At 73.2% G+C, this 5322-nt stretch carries 5 protein-coding genes; 4 read left to right on the plus strand and 1 reads right to left on the minus strand.

What is annotated here, in order from left to right; all coding sequences use genetic code 11:
- Positions 1-116 precede the first annotated feature (116 nt).
- A complete protein-coding gene (locus HMPREF3105_RS06945) occupies positions 117-1193 on the minus strand; it encodes an ABC transporter substrate-binding protein (protein ID WP_070709040.1) in 1077 nt (358 codons plus the stop codon).
- Positions 1194-1395: 202 nt separating this feature from the next.
- On the opposite strand from HMPREF3105_RS06945, the gene HMPREF3105_RS06950 reads away from it, so the two are divergent.
- The 4 genes from HMPREF3105_RS06950 to HMPREF3105_RS06965 all read left to right on the plus strand — a co-directional run.
- A complete protein-coding gene (locus HMPREF3105_RS06950; RefSeq protein ID WP_070709041.1) occupies positions 1396-2139 on the plus strand; it encodes a ubiquinone/menaquinone biosynthesis methyltransferase in 744 nt (247 codons plus the stop codon).
- 333 nt (positions 2140-2472) lie between these two features.
- A complete protein-coding gene (locus HMPREF3105_RS06955) occupies positions 2473-3201 on the plus strand; it encodes a response regulator transcription factor (protein WP_036314541.1) in 729 nt (242 codons plus the stop codon).
- 94 nt (positions 3202-3295) lie between these two features.
- Positions 3296-4873, plus strand: coding sequence for a sensor histidine kinase (locus tag HMPREF3105_RS06960; RefSeq protein ID WP_246830347.1), 1578 nt, complete (start codon positions 3296-3298; stop codon positions 4871-4873).
- Positions 4874-5013: 140 nt separating this feature from the next.
- The coding region (locus HMPREF3105_RS06965) for a WGxxGxxG family protein (protein ID WP_070709042.1) at positions 5014-5322 on the plus strand (309 nt) is incomplete at its 3' end.

The following is a 5322-nucleotide window of genomic DNA, read 5'->3' on the forward strand; positions in this document are numbered from 1 at the left end:
AGGGCGACGCCGGCCACGAGCGCCGCCAGCAGCAGCGCCGCGGGCAGGGCGCCCATCAGCACGCCCGCGCGGACGCGGGCCGGGGAGGCCAGGGCCGTGGACGGCATGGGGAGGGATCAGCCCTGCGCGGTCTTCGCGGCCTCGGCGATCGGCGGGACGACCTTCTCGAGCGCGAACGGGATGGACAGCGGGGAGATCGCGGAGACGGAGAGGACCTCCTGCTCGTCCGTCTGCAGGACGAGGGCGCCGGCCTTCACGGCCGGGATCGAGCCCAGCAGGGGGTCGGACTCGATGGCCTCGCGGACCGAGTCCTGGGCGGCCCAGGAGACGAACACGTCCGACTCCAGCTCGTCCGCGCGCTCGGGCGACCACGTGAAGAAGAACGCCTGGTCCTCCGGGGAGTTCTCCGTCACCACCGGCGCCTGCTCCATGCCGAGCAGCTCGAGGAACTTCGGGCGGTTGTCCACGTCCGTGTAGATGCTGATCTGGTCCGCGGCGGCGGGGTCGATGGTGCCGTAGACGAAGGACGCGCCCTGGAGGCCCGCGTGCTTCTCGCCGGCGTCCTTGATCTGCTGCTCGAGGTCCGCGATGAGCTCCTCCGCCTCCTGCTCCTTGCCGAGCACGCGGCCGATGACCTCCGTGGACTGCTGCCACGAGGTGCCGTAGGCGGGGACGTCCTTCGGGTAGGCCACGGTGGGGGCGATCTTCGAGAGGCGGTCGTAGTCCTCCTGCGTGATGCCGGAGTAGACGGCGAGGATGACGTCCGGCTTCACGGCGGCGATCGCCTCGGCGTCGATGCCGGAGGCCTCGGACCACTGCACGGGCTTCTGGGCGCCCTCGGTCTCGGCGAGCTTCGCGTCGAACCAGTCGGTGGACTTCTCCGCGTTCCCGCCGAACTCCACGGCGGCCACGCCCACCGGCACCACCCCGAGGGCGAGGGCCACGTCCTGGTTCACCCAGGACACGGTGGCCACGCGGGCCGGGCGCTGCGGGATCTCGGTGGTGCCGTAGACGTGCTCGATGCTGCGCGGGAACGCGGCGTCCCCGCCCGCGGCGTCCGACGACGACGCACCGGCCGACGAGGACGAGGCCGAGCCTCCGGCCGGGCCGGTGGAGCACGCGGCGAGCAGGAGGGTGAGCCCGACTCCCCCGCCGGCGAGGAGGGAGCGGCGGGACAGGGGGGGCGGTGCCATGGTGGTGGCCTTTCACGGTCGCGACGCGCGGGCGCCGGGCGGAGGGGGTCGGGTCTGCGGTCGGAGGATGCGTCGGCCCTGCCGGGCCGGTATTAGCAAACACCGACGTGAGGTAACTCTGGAAGATTAGGGCAACCTAACTCCCCTGTGCAATCCCGGTGAGGGGCGTCGTCGGGAGAGGTGGGCGGGATACGGTGGCCTGGTGAGCCAGAACCCCCTCCCCGCCCCGCGCGGCGACGCGCAGCGCGGCGCCGCCGACCACCACGACCGGGTCTCCGCGATGTTCGACGCCATCGCCGGCCGCTACGATCTGATGAACGCCGTCATGACATGGGGTCAGGAGCCGCGCCTGGTGCGCCACACGGTGGCGCGGGCCAACATCCCCGCGCAGGCCCGCGTGCTCGACCTGGCCACCGGCACCGGCGACCTCGCGTTCGAGGTGCTCAAGCGGCACCCCGACGCACAGGTGGTGGGCGCGGACATCGCCGCCGAGATGATGGAGGTCGGCCGTGCCCGCGCGGGCGGGGACCGCATCGAGTGGGTCGTCGCGGACGCGACAGACCTGCCGTTCGAGTCCGGCTCGTTCGACGCCGTGACCCACGGCTACCTGCTGCGCAACGTCGCGGACATCCCGGCGACTCTCGCCGAGCAGTTCCGCGTGCTGCGCCCCGGCGGCTGGGTCGCGGCCCTCGAGACGTCGCCGGCGCCGGACAACGTGCTCAAGCCGTTCTCCTCCTTCTACATCCACCGGGTGATGCCGCAGCTCGCGAAGCTGATCGCCGACCGGCCCGAGGCCTACGCGTACCTGTCCTCCTCGACGAAGGCGTTCCACACGCCGGACGAGGTCGCGGACCTCTTCGCCGAGGCCGGCTTCGTGAACATCGGCCACGAGACCCACATGTTCGGCACCCTGGCCACGCACTGGGCCATGAAGCCGGTCGACTGACGCCGGCCACGCGGCGCGGCGTCAGCACAGGGCGGCCCCGGTGGCGCCGCCGGATGCGTCAGGGCTGTGACGAGTCACGCTGATGTCCGCGTTCCGAGAAGACTCTGGGCCGACCCGGCTGGTCCGCGTAGCATGGGGCTCCGTCGAGGGGGGATCCGCGCACCCCCGGCCTCCGGTCGCCGCCCGTCCGCCATTCCCCGGAACGGCGTCGCCCCTCCGTCGCGAGGCGCTCGTCCCCCGCAGCCCGCGACGTCCGCGTGGGCACCGTGAACCGTCTCTTGAACGTAGAGGAACCTTGTGAGCCCCATCCAGAGCACCACCGGCCCGTCATCCATGGCGGAGCTGAAGAAGGTCCTGCCCGAGCTCTCGCACCCGGACGGCGCGCCGGTGCGGGTGCTCGTCGTGGACGACGAGCCGATGATCGCCGACCTGCTCTCCATGGGCTTCACCCTCTGCGGCTGGGAGGTGATCGTGGCCCACGACGGCGCGACCGCCGCCGAGCTGGGCACCGCCGGCCGTCCGGACCTGGCGATCCTGGACGTCATGCTGCCGGACATGGACGGCCTGGACGTCCTGGATCGCCTGCGCGCCCACTGGTCGGAGATGCCCGCCATGTTCCTCACCGCCAAGGACGCGACCGAGGACCGCGTGGCGGGCCTGGCCGCCGGCAGCGACGACTACGTGACCAAGCCCTTCTCCATGGAGGAGGTGCTCATCCGCGCGCACCGGCTCGTGCAGCGCTCCGGCGTGGTCTCGGGCGGCTCCGAGGTGCTCGTGGTCGGCGACCTGGTGATGAACACCCGCACCCACGAGGTGACCCGCGGCGGCGACGAGATCGAGCTGACGGCCACGCAGTACAACCTGCTGAAGTTCCTCATGGCCAACGTCCGCACGGTGCTCTCCAAGGAGCGCATCCTGCAGGACGTCTGGGGCTACGACTTTGGCGGCCGCGCGAACATCGTCGAGCTGTACATCTCCTACCTGCGGAAGAAGATCGACGCGGACCGGGATCCCATGATCCACACCATCCGCGGCGCCGGGTATGTCATCCGGCCTGCCTGAGACCGCCGCGGTCCCGTCGGGGCACGGCAGCACCCGCCGCAGGCGGCCCACGTCGCTGGCCCGACGCATCGGCGCCGGCGTCCTTCTGATCCTGATGGCCACCATCCTGGCCTACTCGTTCTACGCGGCCGGCATCACGAAGGCCCTGCTGACCGAATCCGCCTCCCGGGACGCCTCCGAAGCATGGATCCGCGCCTCGGAGCAGCTGACGGCCCCCTCGCCGGGCGGAGGGGGCGACGGCGGCCCGGGGCAGGGGGACCTCCGGGTGCCGGGCACCCTCGGCCAGCCCGAGGGCACGGTGGTCGCGCTCGTCCCGCTCTCCGGTCTGGAGGAGCATCAGCAGGACGCCCTCATCGGGCACCGGGTCGGTGACGCCGGGCAGTCCGTGCCGCTCACGGCGCGGGAGGCCCACGACCTTCTGCACGCCCTCCGGGACCGGCCGGGCGGGCCGATGCTGGACGCCGTCGTCGGCGACGTCTCCTATCGCGTCCAGGCCCAGACCCTGACCGCGCCGGGCCCCTGGGTGGCCGCGGACCAGGTGCTCGTGGTGGGGGCGCCGACGGGCGCCATGTCCGACGTCACACGGCAGGCGCTGCTCGCGGTCGCCGTCGGACTGTCCGTCACCGTCCTCACCACCGCGATCCTGGTGACCCTGTGGCTGCGTCGGGGACTGGCCCCGCTGCGCGAGGTCGCCGCCGTCGCCGAGCGGGTCGCCCAGGTGGACATGGCCCGCGCCGGGCTCGATCCGGAGGACTCACGCATGCCGCCTCGGCTCCTGCAGGGGCCGGACGAGGTGGCCGTCGTCGCCCAGGCGCTCGACCGGTTCACCGGCTCGGTCGAGGCGGCCCTGGAGCAGCGCCGCGTGCAGGAGCAGCAGATGCGCCGGTTCATGGCGGACGCCTCCCACGAGCTGCGCACGCCGCTCGCCTCGGTGCGCGGCTACGCCGAGATGATCGCGATGACGGAGGAGCTCTCCGCGACCGGCCGGCGGTCGCTCGACCGGGTGCTGTTCCAGGCCGACCGGATGGCCGCCCTCGTGGACGACATGCTCCTGCTCGAACGGCTCGAGTCCGTCTCGCGCGGCCGGGCCATGGGCCTGAAGCCCTCCGGGGAGGTGGCGCTGGCCGAACAGGTGGACCTGTCCGAGGTGGTCCTCGAGGGCGTGATGGACGCCCGCGCGGCGTGGCCGGACCACACATGGGTGGTGGACCTGCCCGAGGGGGCGGAGCCGGGCACCCAGCGGTCCGTCACCGGCGACCGGTCGCAGCTGGCCCGCGTGGTCGGCAACCTGCTCTCCAACGCGGCCAAGCACACCCCCGTCGGGACCACCGTCACGGCCTCCGTGCGGGAGGACCGGCCCCGGCCCGGCCTCATGCTCGTCAGCGTCCACGACGACGGCGGCGGCATCCCGGCCGACCGACACGCCACCCTCTTCCACCGCTTCGTCCGCGGCCCCGGGAAGGGCCGGACGAGCGCCTCGGGCACGGAGCCGTCCACGGGTCTGGGTCTGGCCATCGTGCGCTCGATCGCGCGCAGCCATGGCGGGGACGTGACCGTGGCGTCCGAGGGCGGGTGGACGCGTTTCGACGTCGTCGTGCCCTGCACCCCGGGGCGCGCCGGGCCGGGGGCTGCGGGCTCCTGCTGCGGCTCCGCCCGGGCCGGCCGGCCCTGACCCCGGGACGGCAACCGTTGACGTATCCCCACCCCCCTGTGCGTACGGTGCCTGTGTATGACCGGAAGGGTCGTCCGGGACTTCCGGCCGATCCACCCCGACGCCGGTCGGCGCAGGCCGCCGGTGAGAGGAGCACGATCATGACTGACATCCGCCGCACCGCCACCGCCCTGACCCTCGGCGCCGCCGTCGTCACCGGCCTCGGTGCCCCCGCCGCCGTCGCGCAGACCACGGCCCCGGCCACCGAGACCGCCACCACGGCACCGGCCTCCGAGTCGCCCGCCCCCCAGGAGGAGGAGAAGGACGACAACGGCAACTGGGGCCTGTGGGGCCTGGCCGGCCTGCTGGGCCTGGCGGGCCTGGCCGGTCGCCGCAAGCGTGAGGTGCACGCCGAGCCCGTGCGCCGCGACCACCACGTGGCCGGCGCGCACCGTGACCACGACGTGCAC

The organism is Micrococcus sp. HMSC31B01 (genome assembly GCF_001816085.1).
GTDB lineage: Bacteria > Actinomycetota > Actinomycetes > Actinomycetales > Micrococcaceae > Micrococcus > Micrococcus luteus.